The following is a 17,676-nucleotide window of genomic DNA, read 5'->3' on the forward strand; positions in this document are numbered from 1 at the left end:
GAACAGGAGGGCGAAGAATGGCCGGCAAGATTAATACATACGGGGAGTTTCAGGACTTCATGGACGCCTGCTGCGTTAAGGTCCAGGCCGATCCGGACCTCTCGGGGCATGGGCGGTGGTGGCGGCAGATGGATCACAATGAGTTTGTCACCACCGGCGAGGTCAAACATCGGCGCGTAGTGGTGGTTGGCGATCCCGACAATTCAGTTATGGTCCAGGCGCTGCGAGGCGTCCCGCCGGACTTTGCCGACGATCCCGGCGCATTGTTTGGCCGTATGCCGCAAAATGCTGCGGCATTTTTCGATGTGGCCGATATCGACGAAATCGCAGACTGGATCAAACGCGGATGCCCAAACGGCGGGGGTGGCGTACCGGCTTCCTGACATGGTGACATTTCTCGGGAAGGGCTGCTCCGGGCGAGTCCGTTCGTGTGCTTCAGTACCTTATTGAGCGCGGTCCAGGCCGGACGGAGGTCGAGCTGGCCAAGGCAATTCATGGTGACAAAGGATATCAGCGACAGGTCAACCAGGACCTGGTGTTGTTGCTGGGAAAAGCAACCGTCACTCGGCGCGGTGAACCATGGCGATACTATCCCGCCTGACTTTTTCCGCTTCGGAATGCTTCAAGGCCAAGGTAGCTGGTTCTGCCTGCGGTCTCAGTAGCCCGGCACGCGATCCGTCCTGCAATCGTATGGACCGTCCTTACCCGTACCCTCAACCCTCGTATCGTAGAAATGGCCCGTGGACGGAGCGGCGAGCCATTCGTCAACAATCGGCTTCGGCATTTCGAAATAGTGGTAGTAGGTCGTTTTGAGCCGGACGACGACGTACTGATTTGAAGCGTCGTAGCAGAGCCTGTTGACGACACTGCTCCGGGTGATGTCCTGGCAAGTGAAGGGTTTGAGTTCAACCGGCCCGCGATACTTCACATCGACAGACTCTGAATCGGCCCAGGTGGCACTCATCAAGAGGAAGATCAGAGACAGGTAGCGCATTGATTTGCTCATTCATTCGAGTGGGCTGCGACTGTAAGCCTCTGGCCGCTGGCAACGTGATCGGCCCATCCGATGCACGTTTTGTCGCCCTCGATTGCTGGGAATCTACGGTGACAACCCATTCCATGCTGTTCAGTTGGAGGCGGAGATCTTGCGCCGCGCGCACGCTCAGCAGCGCGCTGGGCCGCACCGCGTATACGTGGACGACGACGCAATTCGTCCAAGTCATGCTGAACCCTGACGGTCGGCAGTGGATCAACGAGCTTTGGCAGGCCGAGTGAAAGAAGTGAACGGTTCTGCTGCTGATAGCGATCGAATCCTTGACTTGGTGAAGCACCATGTCGGGCGAAGGTCTCACTGGGACCCCGTTTACAAGAGCGGCAGGCTTGTCGGCTAGATCTGGGAGATATCTTTCGTCACATCAAAACAGCGGCCTGATTGCCCACGTGGACGAGTTGCTTCGCCGGTCCTTTCTTTTTCTACGCCAGCCTACGACCGCCGCAATTTAGCCAAGCCGACAAAAAGCTGGACGCGCTATCGGCTCGAATGAGCAGAGGAGCAAGAAGAGCTAGCATGCGGATTTCAGGGACATGGCGTCTCATCGTGCGCGTTTTTCTCCCATTTGCTGCTGGATACTATCTTTCCTACTTTTTTCGAACGATCAACGCTCTGGTCTCTGATCATCTCGTCTCGGATGCCGGGTTCGGTACTGCCGACCTCGGGTTACTCACGTCGGTCTATTTCCTGGTGTTCGCAGCGGCCCAGATCCCAATCGGTATATTGCTAGACCGCTTTGGCCCGCGTCGTGTGCAAAGTGCGTTGCTCTCGGTCGCCGCCGCAGGTGCTGGCCTATTCGCGATATCCACGGGATTGCCGTCACTCTTGATTTCACGAGCAATGATCGGTCTTGGGGTAGCGGCAGCGCTGACCGCTGGGTTGAAGTCCATTGTTCTTTGGTTTCCCAGAGAACGAGTGGCCTTGCTGAACGGTTACATGATCATGCTGGGCTCCCTCGGAGCGGTAACCGCCACGACTCCCGCCGAGCATCTGCTCACCTGGATCGGCTGGCGCCAGCTCTTCGAAATCCTGGCGGCTGCGACTGGTGCCACGGCCGTGCTCATCTATGTGGTGGTTCCTGAACGAGTCGTCGCCTCATCAACAGTACCAACGCGCGTCACGCTAAGCTCCGTTTTTGGCGACAGGCGTTTCTTGCGAGTTGCTCCGTTATCAGCGACTTGCGTGGGATCGGCCTGGTCCCTGCAGGGGTTGTGGGCCTCGCCGTGGCTGACGGACGTGGAGCGGCTCGATCGTGCGAGCCTTGTCGGGCAACTCTTCACGATGTCGATCGTGCTCTGCGGTGGTGCCTGGTTGTTCGGTACGATGGTCCATTACATCAGACGAAGAGGAGTGAAAGCGGAAACAGTATTAGCGATTGTCGCGGTGCTGTTCATCGCTGCCGAGTTTACCTTGATTCTGCGCGTGCCTCTGCCGTCCATTCTGCCTTGGTCCGTTGTCGCAATTGTCGGAACTGCGACCGTGGTCAGCTTCGCGGTCATCGGTGATTACTTTTCGCCAGAACTCACCGGTCGTGCAAACGGTGCCTTGAACGTGCTGCACTTCGGTTGGGCATTTCTGGCCCAATACGGCACTGGCTTGGTCCTCGAGCAATGGCCCACTGACGATGGTCATAAGTCCGTCCTGGCCTATCAAATTGCCTTCAGTCTCAACGTAACAGTACAGATCGCGGCGTTCGCATGGTTCGCGCTACCGTGGCTCCGATCTCTCAACCGGTGGATGGGTTCGGTTCCACTCTTCATGCCGGTTGGCGGTTCCGACGCACTCGAGCCTACCATCTCGAACGAGCAAGCGGTAGTACTAGTGCCCGCTGACGACGACGCGGAGTGGTGAGCAGCGAACTGCAACGTTTAAACTTTGCCGACGAGCATTGATCAACAACTCTCCGAACCGAACGCGTCCGGTCGAGCAGTTGTAGTATGCTCCCAGTCCTTCTTTTTCTACGCCAATCTACGATCCCCGTAAGCGCTTGTTGCGCCAAGTCAGTCGGTGCCTTTTCTAATCATTCCCATCTGAGGACGCTCTTTAATACCCTCATTCGGTGGGGACGACCGTGGCAATCCATTCCTTTCAATCTGAGGCGAATTCGCGAGGTGCGCGAATGCTTCGTAGCGCGCTTGGCACAGCCATTGCGGGCTACTTGGAAGACGACGCGATCATCGAAGTCATGCTCAATCCGGATGGTCGGTTGTGGATTGATCGACTGTCAAGTGGGTTGGTTGACACTGGAGAAACTCTGTCTGCGGTCGACGGCGAGCGCATCGTTCGTCTGGTGGCACACCATGTGGGCGCCGAGGTGCACGCCGGAGCGCCACGGGTTTCGGCCGAACTGCCCGGGACAGGCGAGCGCTTCGAAGGTCTCTTGCCTCCGGTCGTTGCAGCACCGGCCTTTGCTATCCGCAAGCCCGCCGTCGCCGTGTTTACGCTCGACGACTACGTCGCCAGGGGGGTCATGACCTCGGAGCAGGCGAAGATCCTGAGGGCCGCGGTCGATGCACGGAAGAACATCCTCGTCGCCGGCGGGACCTCGACCGGCAAGACGACGCTGACGAATGCCCTCCTGGCCGAGGTGGCGAAGACCTCCGATCGGGTCGTGCTGATCGAAGACACGCGCGAACTGCAATGCAAAGCACCAAATCTCGTGGCGCTGCGGACCAAAGATGGTGTGGCTACACTATCGGATCTCGTTCGGTCCTCGCTGCGACTGCGTCCTGATCGTATTCCGGTTGGCGAGGTCCGCGGTGCGGAAGCGCTCGATCTGCTCAAGGCTTGGGGTACAGGCCATCCCGGCGGCATCGGCACTATTCATGCGGGCACCGCGGTCGGCGCGCTACGGCGGCTCGAGCAACTCATCCAGGAAGCCGTCATCACAGTTCCGCGGGCCCTGATCGCCGAGACGATCAACGTTATCGCCGTACTGGCGGGGCGCGGCGCTGACCGTCGCCTCGCTGAGCTCGCCACGGTCTCAGGGCTCGGTACCACCGGCGACTACAGCCTTTCAACAGCAGGAGACTGACATGCGTCAGCAATTTCGCTTTCTTCGAGGTACGTCGTTGGCCGCCTACGGCGCCCTGTTTTTGGTAGTTCAACCCGCATGGGCGGCTGGTTCGAACATGCCGTGGGAGCAGCCGCTCAATCAGATTTTGCAGTCAGTGGAGGGGCCGGTCGCCAAGATCATCGCCGTCATCATCATCGTGGTGACCGGGCTCACGCTCGCGTTCGGGGATTCCTCGGGCGGTTTCCGCAGACTGATCCAGATCGTGTTCGGTCTGTCGATCGCGTTTGCGGCCTCAAGCTTCTTCCTGTCGTTCTTCTCCTTCGGCGGTGGCGTGGTGATCTGATGGATGAGGCGATCACAGGCTTTGTCGTGCCCGTTCATCGCGCGCTCACTGAGCCAATCCTGATGGGCGGCGCGCCGCGATCGGTTGCGATCGTCAACGGCACGCTTGCGGCAGTCCTGGGTCTGGGGCTGCGGCTCTGGATCGCGGGTCTGGTCCTCTGGTTCATCGGCCACATGGCCGCCGTCTGGGCCGCCAAGCGCGACCCCGCTTTTGTCGATGTGGTGCGCCGACATCTGCGCATCCCCGGTCATCTCAACACCTGAGCTCTCGGTCATGATGAACCTTGCTGAATATCGCCATTCCAACGCGCGGCTCGCCGACTTCCTGCCCTGGGCAGCCCTGGTCGACGAGGGAATCATCCTAAACAAGGACGGCTCGTTCCAGCGGACGGCGAAGTTCCGGGGGCCTGACCTCGACAGCGCAGTGCCGGCTGAACTTGTCGCCGTCGCCGGTCGCTTGAATAACGCCTTGCGTCGCCTGGGATCCGGCTGGGCCGTGTTCGTCGAGGCGCAGCGACATTTTGCAGGAGCCTATCCTCCGAGCACCTTTCCGGATGTCGCATCCGCGCTGGTCGACACGGAGCGTAGAGCTCAGTTTGAAGAGGCGGGCACCCACTATGAGTCCAGTTATTTCCTGACCTTCCTCTATTTGCCACCGGAGCAAGGGGCTGCCAAGGCAGAACGACTTCTCTATGAGGGTCGGGATCGCACCGTTGGAGCAGACGCGCGTGAGGTTCTCCGCGCATTTATTGACCAAACCAACCGCGTGCTTCAACTGGTCGAAGGGTTCATGCCGGAATGCGCCTGGCTCGATGATCAGGGCACGCTGACCTATCTGCACTCGACGATCTCGACCAAGCGTCATCGCGTTCGAGTACCCGAAATTCCCATGTACATCGATGCGCTGTTGGCCGATCAGCCGCTTACCGGCGGGCTCGAGCCGATGTTGGGCTCAGCCAACTTGAGGGTTCTGACGATCGTCGGCTTTCCGGGAGCGACGACGCCGGGGATCCTGGATGACCTCAATCTACTGCCGTTTTCGTATCGTTGGTCGACCCGCGCGATCATGCTCGACAAGACCGATGCCGCCAGGCTCGTGACCAGGATCCGCCGACAGTGGTTCGCCAAGCGGAAATCCATCGGAGCCATCCTCAAGGAGGTCGTGACAAACGAGGCCTCGACGCTGCTCGATACCGACGCCCACAACAAGGCGCTTGATGCCGACGCGGCGTTGCAGGAACTGGGGTCCGATCAGATCGGACAAGCCTTTGTCACTGCGACCATCACTGTCTGGGACCTTGATCCCAATGCCGCTGATGAAAAGCTGCGCTTAGTCGAGAAGGTCATCCAAGGCCGCGATTTCACCTGCATGATCGAGACGGTGAATGCCGTCGAAGCCTGGCTCGGTGGCTTGCCGGGCCATGTGTACGCCAATGTGCGGCAGCCACCGGTGTCGACCCTCAACCTCGCCCACATGATTCCGCTGTCGGCCGTGTGGGCCGGCGAGGTGAGGGATCTGCACTTCAAGGGTCCGCCGCTCCTGTTTGGGAAGACCGAGGGATCGACCCCATTCCGATTCTCCCTCCACGTCGGCGACGTCGGCCACACGCTCGTGGTAGGGCCGACAGGTGCCGGCAAGTCGGTCCTTCTAGCTCTGATGGCGCTACAGTTCCGTCGTTACCCGAACTCGCAGGTCTTTGCGTTCGATTTCGGCGGTTCGATCCGGGCGGCCGCGATTGCCATGGGCGGCGACTGGCATGATCTCGGCGGTGGACTGTCTGACGGGGACGAGAACCCTGTGGCTCTGCAACCATTGGCCTGGATCGATGATCCCTCAGAGCGCGGATGGGCCGTGGAATGGATTGGCGCGATCCTGGCGCGCGAAAAGGTCGAGATCACGCCGGAGGTCAAGGATCATCTTTGGTCGGCGCTCACCTCTCTCGCTTCGGCGCCGAGGGAGGAGCGCACCCTCACGGGCCTCTCAGTTTTGCTGCAATCCAATTCCCTGAAAAGGGCCTTGCAACCCTATTGCCTAGGTGGTCCCTCTGGACGCTTGCTCGATGCAGAATTCGAGCGCCTCGGCGAGGCGTCGGTCCAGGCATTTGAGACCGAAGGCTTGATCGGAACGAGCGCTGCCCCGGCCGTGCTGGCGTATCTCTTCCATCGTATCGGTGATCGTCTTGATGGTCGGCCGACACTCCTCATTGTCGATGAAGGCTGGCTTGCCCTCGACGACGAGGACTTTGCCGGCCAGCTCCGCGAATGGCTGAAGACGCTTCGGAAGAAGAATGCGTCTGTCATCTTCGCTACCCAGTCGTTGTCGGATATCGACGGCTCCGCGATCGCGCCCGCTATAATCGAAAGCTGCCCAACTCGTCTGTTACTACCGAACGAACGGGCAATCGAACCGCAGACCACCGCCATCTACCGCCGCTTCGGTCTCAACGATCGCCAAATCGAACTTCTGAGCCGGGCAACGCCAAAGCGCGACTACTACTGCCAGTCGCGCCGGGGCAACCGCATGTTCGAACTTGGGCTTGGTGAAGTCGCGCTCGCCTTTACGGCAGCTTCTTCCAAGACCGACCAGGCTGTCATCGCGCAACTCTTTGCCGAACATGGACCTGACGGCTTTGTGCCGGCTTGGCTCCAGCACCGTGACGTCGCGTGGGCCCTCGACCTGATCCCCAATCTCGTCAATCTGGAGAAATTGCTATGAAGCGTCTTGGTCTATTGGCGGCTGCTGGCACGGTCGCGCTGATCCTGGGCGTCACGGCGCCTGCAAGGGCGCTGATCGTCTTCGATCCCAACAACTACGTTCAGAACGTCCTGACTGCCGCACGAGAGCTGCAGCAGATCAACAATCAGATCACCTCGTTGCAGAACGAGGCGCAGATGTTGATCAGCCAGGCGAAGAACCTGGCAAACCTGCCGTACTCGTCGATACAGCAACTGCAATCTTCCATCCAGCGGACTCAGCAATTGCTGGCCCAAGCCCAGCGCATTGCCTACGACGTCCAGCAGATCGATCGTGCCTTCTCGACGAGCTACGCGCCAGCTACCAGTAGCCAGTCGGATCAGTTGCTGATCGCCAATGCTCAATCGCGTTGGCAGAATTCATATGCCGCAACGCAAGACGCGCTTCGTGTCCAGGCAGGCATCGTTGGCAACCTCGACACCAACCGCGTCCAGACCTCCGCGCTCGCTAGCTCGAGCCAAGGCGCTATCGGTGCCTTGCAGGCGACACAGGCCGGCAATCAGATTCTGGCATTGAACGCGCAGCAGCTCGCCGACCTCACGGCTGTCGTGACGGCGCAGGGCAGGGCGCAAAGCCTTGAAGCCGCGCAACGCGCGGCGGCCCAGGACCAAGGCCGCGAGCAGCTTCGGCGGTTTCTCACGCCAGGGCAGGGCTATCAATCATCCAACGTGCAGATGTTCCACTGATGACCGATATCCGGGCATTCACGGCGTTGTCGCTGCTTACGACAATCGGCGTCCTGGTCGTCACTGCCTGCACGATTCAGCTTCGCGGCGGAGACGGTCCTCCGCCGCCGAAGGCGGAGCAAACGGCAGACGCAACCAGCTCAGACCTCGCGCCCTGCCGCAGCGTCACTGCGGAGCAAGCAGAGCGTTATGAGCGTTGCAAGCAAGTTTGGGCCGAAAACCGCCGTCGCTTCTTTGGCAAGATGGACGGTGCCGCAGTTCCAGGCCGCGACGAATCCGCCGCCGGCGTGGCGCTCGCTCCAAAGGATCAAAGCCGGATCCCCCAGGGATATCCGAACCTGGCGACCCCTGAGGCGAGCAAGCCATGACAGGTACGGGGATCATTGACCAGTTTCTTGAAACGTTCACGCGTTATATCGACAACGGTTTCGGACTGCTCGGTAGCGATGTCGGATATCTCGCAACGACTCTTGCGGCGATCGACATCACGCTCGCCGCATTGTTCTGGAGTTGGGGAACGGACGAGGACGTCATCGCGCGCCTCGTCAAGAAGACGCTCTTCGTCGGCGTCTTTGCCTACCTCATCGGTAACTGGAACAGCCTGGCACGCATCGTCTTCGAGAGCTTTGCCGGTCTCGGGCTGAAAGCATCGGGCGCAAGCCTATCTGCATCGGATTTCCTAAGACCTGGAAAGATCGCTCAAGTCGGCCTTGATGCCGGCCGACCATTGCTCGACTCGATCTCCAACCTGATGGGCTACATCAGCTTTTTCGAGAATTTCGTCCAGATCGTCGTTCTCCTGTTCGCGTGGGTCGTGGTGCTGCTCGCCTTCTTCATTCTGGCGATCCAGCTCTTCGTCACCCTGATCGAGTTCAAGCTCACGACGCTAGCCGGCATCGTGCTCATTCCCTTTGGCTTGTTTGGCAAGACCGCCTTCGCGGCGGAGCGAGTGCTGGGCAACGTGATATCTTCCGGCATCAAGATCCTGGTCCTGGCCGTCATCGTCGGCATCGGCTCCACCCTGTTCTCGCAGTTCACCGTAGGTTTCGGCGATGCACAGCCGACCATCGAAGACGCGATGACGCTGGTGCTCGCGGCGCTTTCCTTGCTGGGCCTCGGCATCTTCGGCCCGGGTATCGCAAACGGCCTAGTGTCGGGCGGACCTCAACTCGGCGCCGGGGCCGCGATTGGAACAGGCCTTGCTGCTGGCGGCATTGTTGCGGCTGGCGCGGGACTCGCCGCTGGCGGTGCCGGTCTCGCTGGCGGTGCGGTTGCAGGCGCCGCGCGCAGTGGCAGCGCTGTCCTAAGCGGAGCATCAGCCGCATATCGAAGGGGCGGCGTTGCTGGCATCGCGGAGGCCGGCAGCTCTGCTGCGATGAGCCCTTTGCGTCGAGCCGCGGCTGCCTTCGGAGGAGGGCGAGCAGGCGAGCAAGGCGCGAGCACCTCGGCTGAAGGGCAGCCTGATTGGGCGCGCCGCATGAAGCGTGCTCAGACCATTCGGCATGGTGCCTCGGCCGCTGGCCACGCTGTCCGCTCGGGCGATCACGGTGGCAGCGGCTCCTCCGTCGATTTGTCCGAAGGAGAACGCTGAGACGCACCACTGCATCTCCGCCGCACAGCAGCGCCTCAAATCCACCTAGCGCACGACTTGAAACCGATCACTCGATATCAAGGGCAACCCGATGTTCAAACGACCATCAGTTCACTACGGGCGCATGCCCGAGCCGATTACGCCTTATCAAAAGGCCGCACAGGTTTGGGACGAACGCATTGGATCGGCGCGCGTGCAAGCCAAGAACTGGCGCCTAATGGCGTTTGGCTGTTTGATGCTGTCGGCCGGTCTCGCTGGCAGCCTTGTCTGGCAATCGAGCCGGGGATCAATCACGCCGTGGGTGGTGGAGGTCGATCATCTCGGCAAGGCCCAAAGGGTCGCGCCGGCAAACATCGACTATCAACCGACAGATGCCCAGATCGCCTACCATCTGGCGCGCTTCATCGAGGATGTCAGAGGCCTGCCGGCCGACGGCATCGTTCTGCGCCAAAACTGGCTCCGGGCCTATGATTTTACGACCGATCGCGGCGCCGCTGCGCTCAACGACTACGCGCGCAACAATGATCCTTTTGCCAGACTTGGCAAGGCGCAAATCTCCGTCGACGTCTCGAGCGTCATTCGCGCGTCGTCGGAAAGCTTTCGGGTCGCGTGGACCCAGCGCATCTACGACAACGGCTCGTTGAGCTCGACTGAGCGCTGGACTGCAATCCTAACGATCGTGATCGAGACGCCGCGCGATGCCGAACGTCTGCGCAAGAATCCCCTTGGCGTCTATGTCCGCGCCATCAACTGGTCAAAGGAGTTGGGTCAGTGACCAAGACGCCGTCTGACGTTCATTCGAAATGTTCCATTCAGAAAAGCAGGCTCAATTCGGCTTGGCCGGAGTTCGTGAGCTCGAAGCGTGCACTTCTATCCGCTCTTCTGCTTTGCTCGTCCGTGCTCGGTGGGTGCGCGACCTACATTCCGCCGGAGATCAGCTATGACGCTGAAGTTCCTCCGCTGCCGGCGACGCCCGTCGCTCTCGACGACAGATCGCGACCTCTTCACGTTCCGCCCCTCTGGAAGCCTGCTCTCGGCGGCAAGTCGGGAGGGAAAGAAGACGCTGAACCCGTGAGCCGGGTTGAGACCGCAAACGGCGCAGCCCGCGTGGAACCGCGCAAGCGGGGGTATTTCAACGCAGCGCAAATCTACGCCTACAGTCCTGGGGCGCTCTATCAGATTTACGCAGCGCCGGGGCAGATCACGGATATCGCGCTCGAGGAGGGGGAGCAGTTGACGGGATCGGGGCCAATCGCGGCCGGAGATACCGTACGCTGGGTCGTGGGCGATACCGAGAGTGGAAGCGGCGACACGCGGCGCGTCCATATCCTGGTCAAGCCGACCCGAGCTTCGATCGAGACCAATCTCGTCGTCAATACCGACCGGCGCACCTACCTGATCGAGCTCCGCGCCCGCGAACGGCCATATATGCCGTCTGTTGCCTGGTACTATCCAGAAACTGCACGGGAACGATCGCGTTCGGTCGCTCTGAGGCCCATTCTTCCGGACCCGGCGCGGCGCATCTCCCGCTATGCCATCGAAGGGGACAGTCCTCCCTGGCGTCCGATTGCTGCATACGACGATGGGCGCAAGGTCTATATCGAATTCCCGCAAGGCATCGTGCAAGGTGAGATGCCTCCGCTCTTTGTCATCGGTCCGGATGGCAAAACCGAGCTCGTCAACTATCGCGCTTACACCAACGTATTGATCGTCGATCGGCTGTTTGCTGCCGCTGAACTCAGGCTAGGCGGTGAGCACCAGCAGAAGGTCAGGATTGTCAGGACTGACGGGAGGCCGTCGTCATGAACACCCGGAATGTAAACGATGGGGAGCAAGCAGTTCCCCCGGAGACACAATGGGAGCAGTCAGAAAGTTTCCGCTTGAGAGCAGAGCATCCGCGCGTGACAAGATTGTCACGAAAGGTCTTGGCCGGCGGGATCGCGTTTGCCCTGCTTGTCATCGGCGGAGCGGTGCTGTGGTCGCTGCAGAACAATCGCTCCCGTAATCAGGCGGCCGATGAGCTTTACGGTACCGACCATCACAATGTTGCCGACGGAATTACGACGCTGCCGAAGGACTATGCTGGCGTTCCGCGCCAGCCAATACCGCAGCTTGGCCCGCCGCTCCCCGGGGATCTCGGTCGACCGATCCTCGCGGCCCAGGGCCAGCCGCCGACGATCGGCGCTGATCCGGACCAGCAGCGTCGAGAACAAGAGACCGAAGCTGCGCGTATCAGCCGTTTGTTCGCTTCGACCAATGGAAGAGACGTGCGTCCGCCCGTCCCTGCGGCGGTTGGAAGTGACCGCGTGGTGCCACCGAACGCAACGAGCACTGGCGACGATGGATCTGCGCAGAACGGCCAGGACCGCAAGCTTGCCTTCGTGAACGCCTCTGTCGACCGTCGCACGGTAAGCCCTGACCGTGTCACCAGACCCGCTTCACCATACATCGTGCAGGCTGGGACGATGATTCCAGGGGCGCTCATCACTGGAATTCGATCGGATCTGCCAGGCCAAGTTACAGCGCAGGTAACCGAGAATGTTTTTGATACGCCGACCGGCCGCTTTCTTCTTGTGCCTCAAGGAGCGCGCCTGATCGGGATTTACGATAGCCTGGTCACTTTCGGCCAATCCCGTGTGCTGCTTGTCTGGACCCGGCTGATCATGCCGAATGGACGTTCAATCGTTCTGGAGCGGCAGCCTGGCGCTGACACCGCAGGATATGCAGGCCTCGAAGATCGGGTTGACAATCACTGGGGCGAACTCTTTAAGGCTGCGGCACTATCGACGTTTCTGGCGGTCGGGACAGAACTGGGGGCCGGTTCGGACTCCAACAGCAACGACAGCGCCATCATCCAGGCATTGCGACACGGCGCCTCCGACTCATTAAGCCAAACTGGACAGCAGGTCGTTCGGCAGAGTCTCAACATTCAGCCTACTCTGATCGTGCGCCCCGGGTATCCGGTTCGCGTTCTCGTCAATCATGACCTCATACTTACGTCGTATAGAAAGTGACAACATGCCGAAACTCAAAATAGGAGAGCTTCCAGACGACAAGCCCGTCAAAGTGAGCACAGAACTGCCTGCGGCCGTGCATCGTGATCTCATTGCATATGCAGAAGCGCTTACGCGTCAGGGTGGTCAAGTGGTCGATCCGACTAAACTCATCGCGCTCATGTTGGCGCGCTTTATGGCGACGGATCGAGGATTTTCTAAACTGAAACGTGAAGGCCACGCCCCCTCCACTGACGAAGGACAGTGACGCTTAAGCGTCCCCGAAGCTGTTGGTCGACGCAAAATAGTTCCGTAATCAACCCAGGCGCTGCCGAGTTGGCGCTAACAGCTGGATATCGTATCGGAAAGTGTGTTCCCGCGTCTGCCCGGAACAACTCCGATTACCGGGTTCTCTCTGTTTTCAGACGCGAGAGTGCTGGAGTCTAGGTGCGGCTATTCGTTACCTTCAGGCGCGTTACACTACTCCGGCCATCGACGCTGACAGGCACGTCACCCTCGATCGTGGCCCGACGTACGATGCGACGCTGGTCCCCGTAGTCGTTGACCGCGTAATGCTGCGTTGCCCGGTTATCCCATATCGCAATATCGTCCTCTAACCAATTCCAGCGCACGGTGTTTTCGGGTGCGGTGATGTGCGACTGGAAAAGATCAAATAGTTTTTGTCCGTCGTATTTGGAGACCCCAACAAAGTGCTTCACCAAGGCGCCGAGCACTAGCGTCCGCTCGCCTGTTTCGGGATGGACGCGTACGACGGGATGCTCGGCCTCGAAAACTGTTCTGGTGAACACCTCGTCAAAGTGTTTTTTGTCGACATCGCGGACACGTGCCATCCCGGCGTAATCGAAAACATTGCTGTGAACGGCCCATAGGCCCTCGGCAAGCCGTTGTAGCGGCGGCGGCAGATCAAGATAAGCGGCAGCTGTGTTCGACCACAGGGTGTCGCCTCCGAACGTTGGCATTACTACTGCCCGTAGGACCAAAATCTTGGGATAGGCGTCGGCGAAAGTCCCATCTGCATGCCAAACGTCGGCGCGACCGCCGCCGCGAGTGGAATCCAACTCGAGGAGCGACCCCATCCCCTTGGTAGCACCGAGCATCGGATGTGGCACTAGCTTTCCGAGGCGAGCGGCAAAGCGCTCCTGCTCGGCGTCATTGAGATGTCCTTGATTGCGGAAGAAGATCACCTTGTGCTCGAGCAATAAGCTGCTGATCGCGGCGATCGCGTGATCCGGTAGATCGCCTGATAGTTTGATATTTTTGACTTCGGCACCGATGCGCGCTGCACGTTTCACAACATCTGTGCTCGGGATGAAGCCACCGATCAAAGCCATTGCGCTCATCTTGCTTTTCCAAGTCCTGGCCGCTCTTCCTCGCCTCTTGAAGCGAGTAATCTTCAGCAAGCATCGTGCCAAGTACCCGTCAATGCGCACTGAACGAACGGTGGTATTTGGCGCGAGCCATAAACTGAGCCGATGGTTGGGCATGCCAGGCGACGCTGGGAAAGCTATGCCGAATGGACTTTAGCTTACTATGCGCGCTGTACTGGATCTGACACCAGCTTGTGCCTCTGTCAGAATACGGACAACTGTTTCTAAACAGTGCGGTAAGTCCGAGCTGACTGTTCCGTTAGTGAATTTCGCGAGGTAATCGATGGCCCGACCGCTGGAGCCTGGGAGAGCTGTAGATGCAACATCAGGTCGAGCGGCGCTGTTGGCTGGTCATGCACATTTGTGTTTCAGTCCTGAATCGGGATAAGAGCTGCGACTTCCTGGTCCCGCGCCAGTTTGCTCGCCGCTAGGCCGGTGGCGACACCAATGCGATCTGCCGCGGGGCGGTTTTGGCTCATCTTGCGCTTGCCTTCGACTTTGGTGATCGGGATGCGCACGCCGACGATTTCACGCAACTGGGCGGTTATGAAATCCGCGGGCGCATCGCTGACCGCCCAGGGCGTCGCACGTGACGTCTCATGGATATTCGTCAGACGCGTCACGATCTCGAGCAGGCGATTGGGATCCTCGAAGAACTCAATCGGCCCATGGGCGTGGACCGCGATGTAATTCCATGTCGGAACCACATGTTCAGCTTGTCGCTTGCTGGGATACCAGGATGGCGTCACATAAGCGTCCGCGCCAGTAAAGATCGCCAGAGCTTCTCCAATCGGGGCCGTGCGCCATTGTGGATTGCCCTTCGCCAGATGCCCGTACAGCGCGCCGTGTTCGCCTTCGCTCTCATTGAGGAAGAGCGGAAGAGGGGTCGCAAGTGGCCCATCTGATGTCGCCGTGATCAGGTTGGCCAATCGGGCGCAGCGGATTGTCGCTCGAATGTTCTCGATGTCGTCGTCTCGAAACGGGACTGGTATGTACATGAAGGCTCTCCACTGGCAGCGTGGAGATAAACCTAAATCAATATGCTAGAAAACTGCCAGTTTCAGTCGTTCCCCTAACCGTGTTTCAAAACCACTACGTCCTGGCCCCGTCGAGTTGAGCAATCAACGCTGATTATCGTCATTGCTGCAGTGCTAGCAGAGCTTCTTCCGATCAGCTGGGGCAAGCTGGGTAAGACTATCCGCGGCTCGATCGCGGGCACGGCCACCGCGATTCATCACCTGCGCCCACCCGGCGGGCCCGCATCGGATCTGCCTTCCGCGTTGTTCACATATCTTGCAAATGAATTGAGGTCCTAATGTCGTTCACTTATCGCCCTATGCTCAAGACGCAAACGGGTGAGGTTGCTGCCCTGCTCCAGTTGGTCGCGCCCCAACGCGGCGCCTTGCGGCGCGACACTCGATGTACCCGGGCCGCATCGCCGAAATGATCCTGAACGGCGCGCTGAAACCGGCGACACGTTTTGCGAGAACCTCTTGGATCTGGACGACGAGTAATGACGTCGTCGCCTGTAACTCGGCAGGCTGAAACGCGGCGCACGCCAGGTCGGCATCGCGGCCGTTCTGGCTTATAGTGAGCCTATACTCTATCGCGCACTCACGGGACGACGTTTAACGCCAAAATTGCGATCACCGCCGTCACCACTGTGACCGTCATGGTCACGGTTTCGAAGCCGATCCCCCAGCTTCCGTTTTCACCAAGGTCCACCACAAAAGAACCAATCCAAATAGTACGCACGCGCCGCCGTTAACGACGACGCGATTATCTCTTATATCGACAACGAAGGAACCAAGAATGGCTATTCCCAAAATGAGAAGCGCTACTCCTGTTGCGGCAGTCAAAACGTTAGAACCGTTTTTTCGGGGCATCGCTGCTACTCCGATCTTAGTTAGTCCGAATGGTGACAAGCCTGCTTGCAACTTCGGAGCGTAATTACACTCCGCTAAATGTCTAACCGTTTCCAGTCGCAGCGAACGGCAGCAGAGCCGCCGCCATCGAAGTCTGCTGCAACCGTCTCGATGCTGAACGGCCGCGGATCCGCCTCATCCGCCGGGCTGTTGGTCCTTCGCCGAACTCCAGTCAGGACCGTGGATGCGGACCATCTCGCGATGGGACCACTTGATGAAGGCACGCTCAACACAAAAGGCGGCGGCGACCCCAGCGGCCAGCGCAAGGCCGCAGGCGATGTAGTCGTTCGTGAAATTCCAATAGATATTGCTGCCGGCGACCACGACAAAAGTGAGTGCCATCGCCGTATTGCGAAATGCCTTGACCATTTTGCCCCCAGCAAATTGCCTACGAACTTCCTAGCATTGCGACCCTGAGGATCAGCAGCGTCGATGGGGCGTCCTGCGCCGTCTTTCTGCACGGACCCCAGAAAGCCACGCCCGCATCCGAATGCCGGCAGCGGCCCGGCGATGGTTTCGCCTCGGTCGGGCAGCGCCGCTAGGCGTCCACTTGGGCGCGCTTGTGCAGCGACGTCCCGGCGATACGGTCCAGATCGGGGCCTAGTTTCCGGCCGCGCGTAATATCGCGCTCGACGGTCCGAGGCGGTGTCCTGCTCTTTGCCGGTATCCATCACGCCGATCAAACCGCCATTTTGGCGGTTTGATCGGCGATGGATCCCCGCTGTGCTGCGTCTCCGGATGCATCCCTTCATGAGCCGCCTTCCGCTTCGCGATCAGCTTCGCGCTGCGCCGACGTCAGGTCGCGGCGGATCAGGTTTCGTCGGTTTCGGTTAACGCTGCTTGCCTCGTTATCGCACGAACTAAATGGACGTCCACAAGAATGCGCCTCTGACCCAGAAAGGTCGAGAGGCCATGGTGTAGGGTTGTTGAAGGAGGGGTACGGGAGATTGCATCGATGGAAACGTGGTGTCCAAAGCCAATGGCGCGTTCCCCGACCTGGGGCAGGGGCAACTCGCCTTGGACAGCTTCAGCTACACGATCTCCGACGGTACGCTGGGCGATACGGCAAGCACTAGATGATCTTGGAATCGCGGTCGCTGAGAAGAACCTCGTAGAACAGTTGACCTTTGTTACTCTTCAGGCGCGGCCCACCATTGATTGACCTCGTCATGATTTGCGTCAACACAAGGGAATCACGCTCGCCGGCTCGCCTCGGCCGAGGGAATATCCGCTCCCCGGGGAGGACCGGAGTTGATCGATACAGACCCAAAACGACACGATCGACCCGTTCGGACCTTCGATCGGCACCGGAACTACGGGCGACAATGACTTTGGTGAGCGTTGTTTGAGCTGCTCTGGCTTAGGCGCAGGACTTGATAAGGTATCTTAGGTGTGGTGAGTGTGGGGAAAGGCGGTAGCGCTCCCCCGCTATCAACGATCCCCCCGACATAGCCATGTTTGGGAATAGGGCTGGATTGCCGCAGAGGGCCGCTAGCCGCCCCTTGATATCAATCCGCACACTCCGGTCATCCTCGGCATTAGCCTTTGTCCCGGCACCGCCCGGTCGGCTGGGACTGGCATGCACGACAATGGCCGTCACCAATTCGCGGATGGCCGCGAACTCGGTCGGGGCACCGCGCTTCAACTCTGTAGCCAGTTCCACAACGGCGCGCTTGTAGCGGTCGAGCGCCTTGGGGGCAGGGCGATGATGTTGTCGCCTTCTTTGGCGCTTTCGAGCCCGGCTGCGACCATGATCTTCTCTGCCTCAAGTTCCTGCATGCGGGCGACGAGCTGCTCCGGCGGTATGCCGGCAACTACGAAGCAGTCAACGATCCGCGGCCGAGTTGGCGGCCGAGCGCTTTCGTGCAGCATGTGATCCACGCTGATACGGCAGCCGTGCGACGTTCTGCACCAGATCGCGTGCGGTAA

General features: G+C 59.7%; 18 protein-coding genes. 13 read left to right on the plus strand and 5 right to left on the minus strand.

What is annotated here, in order from left to right; genetic code table 11:
- The first annotated feature begins 17 nt into the window (after positions 1–17).
- A complete protein-coding gene (locus XH84_RS14530) occupies positions 18–383 on the plus strand; it encodes a hypothetical protein (protein ID WP_128948371.1) in 366 nt (121 codons plus the stop codon).
- 272 nt (positions 384–655) lie between these two features.
- On the opposite strand, the gene XH84_RS14535 is transcribed toward XH84_RS14530, so the two are convergent.
- Positions 656–994, minus strand: a complete 339-nt coding sequence (locus tag XH84_RS14535; RefSeq protein ID WP_128948372.1) for a KTSC domain-containing protein — start codon at positions 992–994, stop codon at positions 656–658.
- A 573-nt stretch (positions 995–1,567) separates the two neighbouring features.
- Here XH84_RS14535 and XH84_RS14540 point away from each other — a divergent pair.
- The 12 genes from XH84_RS14540 (at position 1,568) to XH84_RS14595 (ending at position 12,702) form a co-directional block, all read left to right on the plus strand.
- A complete protein-coding gene (locus XH84_RS14540; RefSeq protein WP_128948373.1) occupies positions 1,568–2,902 on the plus strand; it encodes an MFS transporter in 1,335 nt (444 codons plus the stop codon).
- Positions 2,903–3,170: 268 nt separating this feature from the next.
- Positions 3,171–4,085 carry a P-type conjugative transfer ATPase TrbB gene (gene trbB / locus XH84_RS14545; protein ID WP_208757083.1) on the plus strand — a complete coding sequence of 305 codons (915 nt, stop codon included), beginning with the start codon at positions 3,171–3,173 and terminating at the stop codon, positions 4,083–4,085.
- 1 nt (position 4,086) lies between these two features.
- Positions 4,087–4,410, plus strand: coding sequence for a TrbC/VirB2 family type IV secretion system protein (locus XH84_RS14550; RefSeq protein ID WP_128948375.1), 324 nt, complete (start codon positions 4,087–4,089; stop codon positions 4,408–4,410).
- Positions 4,410–4,673 (plus strand): VirB3 family type IV secretion system protein, encoded by a 264-nt coding sequence (locus XH84_RS14555; protein ID WP_128948376.1) that lies wholly within the window; start codon positions 4,410–4,412, stop codon positions 4,671–4,673. The genes XH84_RS14550 and XH84_RS14555 overlap by 1 nt, the downstream gene beginning before the upstream one ends.
- A gap of 10 nt (positions 4,674–4,683) precedes the next feature.
- Complete coding sequence (gene trbE, locus XH84_RS14560; protein ID WP_128948377.1) at positions 4,684–7,125, plus strand: conjugal transfer protein TrbE; 2,442 nt, start codon at positions 4,684–4,686, stop codon at positions 7,123–7,125.
- Positions 7,122–7,850, plus strand: coding sequence for a P-type conjugative transfer protein TrbJ (gene trbJ / locus XH84_RS14565; protein WP_128948378.1), 729 nt, complete (start codon positions 7,122–7,124; stop codon positions 7,848–7,850). The genes trbE and trbJ overlap by 4 nt, the downstream gene beginning before the upstream one ends.
- Positions 7,850–8,218 carry a putative entry exclusion protein TrbK-alt gene (gene trbK-alt, locus XH84_RS14570; protein ID WP_128948379.1) on the plus strand — a complete coding sequence of 123 codons (369 nt, stop codon included), beginning with the start codon at positions 7,850–7,852 and terminating at the stop codon, positions 8,216–8,218. Before trbJ ends, trbK-alt begins: the two co-directional genes overlap by 1 nt.
- Positions 8,215–9,441: a P-type conjugative transfer protein TrbL gene (trbL, locus tag XH84_RS14575; protein ID WP_128948380.1), complete on the plus strand. Its 1,227-nt coding sequence runs from the start codon at positions 8,215–8,217 to the stop codon at positions 9,439–9,441. The genes trbK-alt and trbL overlap by 4 nt, the downstream gene beginning before the upstream one ends.
- 91 nt (positions 9,442–9,532) lie before the next feature.
- The gene (trbF, locus tag XH84_RS14580; protein WP_128948381.1) at positions 9,533–10,216 is read left to right on the plus strand and encodes a conjugal transfer protein TrbF; all 684 of its coding nucleotides are present in this window, start codon (positions 9,533–9,535) and stop codon (positions 10,214–10,216) included.
- A complete protein-coding gene (gene trbG / locus XH84_RS14585) occupies positions 10,213–11,247 on the plus strand; it encodes a P-type conjugative transfer protein TrbG (RefSeq protein WP_164937377.1) in 1,035 nt (344 codons plus the stop codon). The genes trbF and trbG overlap by 4 nt, the downstream gene beginning before the upstream one ends.
- A complete protein-coding gene (locus XH84_RS14590) occupies positions 11,244–12,455 on the plus strand; it encodes a TraB/TrbI/VirB10 family type IV secretion system protein (protein WP_128948382.1) in 1,212 nt (403 codons plus the stop codon). The genes trbG and XH84_RS14590 overlap by 4 nt, the downstream gene beginning before the upstream one ends.
- Before the next feature lie 4 nt (positions 12,456–12,459).
- On the plus strand, positions 12,460–12,702 hold the full coding sequence (locus XH84_RS14595) for a DUF2274 domain-containing protein (RefSeq protein WP_128948383.1): 243 nt from the start codon (positions 12,460–12,462) through the stop codon (positions 12,700–12,702).
- Between the two features lie 175 nt (positions 12,703–12,877).
- On the opposite strand, the gene XH84_RS14600 is transcribed toward XH84_RS14595, so the two are convergent.
- From XH84_RS14600 to XH84_RS14615, 4 genes are all read right to left on the minus strand, one after another.
- Positions 12,878–13,795, minus strand: coding sequence for a TauD/TfdA dioxygenase family protein (locus XH84_RS14600; protein ID WP_128948384.1), 918 nt, complete (start codon positions 13,793–13,795; stop codon positions 12,878–12,880).
- Between the two features lie 395 nt (positions 13,796–14,190).
- A complete protein-coding gene (locus XH84_RS14605; RefSeq protein WP_128948385.1) occupies positions 14,191–14,820 on the minus strand; it encodes an FMN-binding negative transcriptional regulator in 630 nt (209 codons plus the stop codon).
- A gap of 1,062 nt (positions 14,821–15,882) precedes the next feature.
- A complete protein-coding gene (locus XH84_RS14610) occupies positions 15,883–16,116 on the minus strand; it encodes a hypothetical protein (RefSeq protein WP_128948386.1) in 234 nt (77 codons plus the stop codon).
- A 1,272-nt stretch (positions 16,117–17,388) separates the two neighbouring features.
- Positions 17,389–17,619, minus strand: coding sequence for a hypothetical protein (locus XH84_RS14615; RefSeq protein ID WP_128948387.1), 231 nt, complete (start codon positions 17,617–17,619; stop codon positions 17,389–17,391).
- Between the last annotated feature and the right edge of the window lie 57 nt (positions 17,620–17,676).

It is taken from the genome of Bradyrhizobium nanningense (assembly GCF_004114535.1).
Classification (GTDB): Bacteria; Pseudomonadota; Alphaproteobacteria; order Rhizobiales; family Xanthobacteraceae; genus Bradyrhizobium; species Bradyrhizobium nanningense.